This window comes from Rathayibacter tanaceti, assembly GCF_001634385.1.
In the GTDB taxonomy this organism is placed as follows: domain Bacteria; phylum Actinomycetota; class Actinomycetes; order Actinomycetales; family Microbacteriaceae; genus Rathayibacter; species Rathayibacter tanaceti.
Genome location: NZ_LIIN01000264.1, coordinates 1 through 1,182, shown reverse-complemented (window position 1 = coordinate 1,182; position 1,182 = coordinate 1). Strand labels below are relative to the sequence as shown.

The window sequence follows — 1,182 nt, the reverse complement described above, 5'->3', positions numbered from 1 at the left end:
TGCGCGCGCCCGCCTTCCGGAGCAGGTTCGACACGTGGAACTTCGCCGTGTTCTCGCTGATCCCCAACTCCGAGGCGATCCCGTGGTTGGAGGCGCCGAGCGTGATCAGGTGCAGCACCTCGCGCTCCCGCCCGCTCAGCGCCGCGAGCTCGAGCCCGTCCGGCTGCGCCGGCGGATCGAGCGGCAGGCGGATCGACAGCGTCGATCCCCAGCCCGCCGTCGAGGCGATCTCGAGGTCGCCGTCGAGCCCCCGCACCCGCTCCGCGATCGGGCTGAGCGCCTCATCGTGGGCGGTCAGTTCGCCCCGGCCGTCGTCGCGGATCTCAATCAGCAGGTTCACGCCGTCGCAGTCCCACTGGATCCGCACCCGCCGCGTCTCCTCCGCCTCGACGAACGCGAGCACCGCGCGCCGCACGATCGCGCGCGCCGCGTGCGCGACCTCGCCCGGGAGTGCTCGCCCGTTCGCGGGCGGCTCCACGAACTGCACGTCGAGGTCGGCGAACCGCACCAGTGGGCGCAGGTCGCCGCGGAGGCGCGCAAAGGCGCCGATCACCGGTTCCAGCATCGCGCTGCGCTGCTCGTCGGTCGTGGTGCGCAGGTCGACCAGCGCGTTCGTCGCGATCTCGGTCGCCTCGGCGCGCGCGGCCCGATCGTCGAGCCGTGGCGACCGCAGCGCGGCCAGCATCGACTCGAGCGTCACGGCGTGCCGGTCGGCCTGGTCGGCCACGAGGCGGGCGTGCTCGAGCAGCACCGAGCGGGAGGCGGGGGAGTCCATGCCTTCGAACCTACCCGGCACGCCTACCCGTAGTGTCCGACCCACCCGACCGGGTAGGTCCTCCTGGCCCATCAGGGGGCGGCCCCGTGGCGCCGCTCGGCGCACGCTGGAGGCATGAGCGACACCTCCGATCCGACCGCCGACCCCGCCGCGGCCCTCACGGCGATCACGGCCGAGGTCTCGGCCGCCGCCGAGGCGCTCGCCCGCGACGTCGAACCGCTTGAGCGGGTCGCCTCGCTCCTCGCCGGCGCCGAGCGCGTCTTCGTGCACGGGGCCGGCCGCTCCGGCCTCGCCCTGCGGATGACCGCGATGCGCCTGATGCACCTGGGCCTGCGCGTCCACGTCTCGGCGACGCGACCACGCCCGCGATCGCCGCCGGAGACGTCCTGCTCACCGCCAGCGGATCC

The 1,182-nt window shown here is 74.5% G+C and carries 1 protein-coding gene and 1 pseudogene; one reads left to right on the top strand and one right to left on the bottom strand.

Features of this window, described 5'->3' with window-relative positions; translation table 11 throughout:
- On the bottom strand, positions 1-775 hold a 775-nt coding region (locus ACH61_RS15530), incomplete at its 3' end, for a LuxR C-terminal-related transcriptional regulator (protein WP_068213776.1).
- Positions 776-889: 114 nt separating this feature from the next.
- On the opposite strand from ACH61_RS15530, the pseudogene ACH61_RS18700 reads away from it, so the two are divergent.
- Positions 890-1,182, top strand: a pseudogene (locus tag ACH61_RS18700) (phosphoheptose isomerase family protein); the annotation flags it as partial.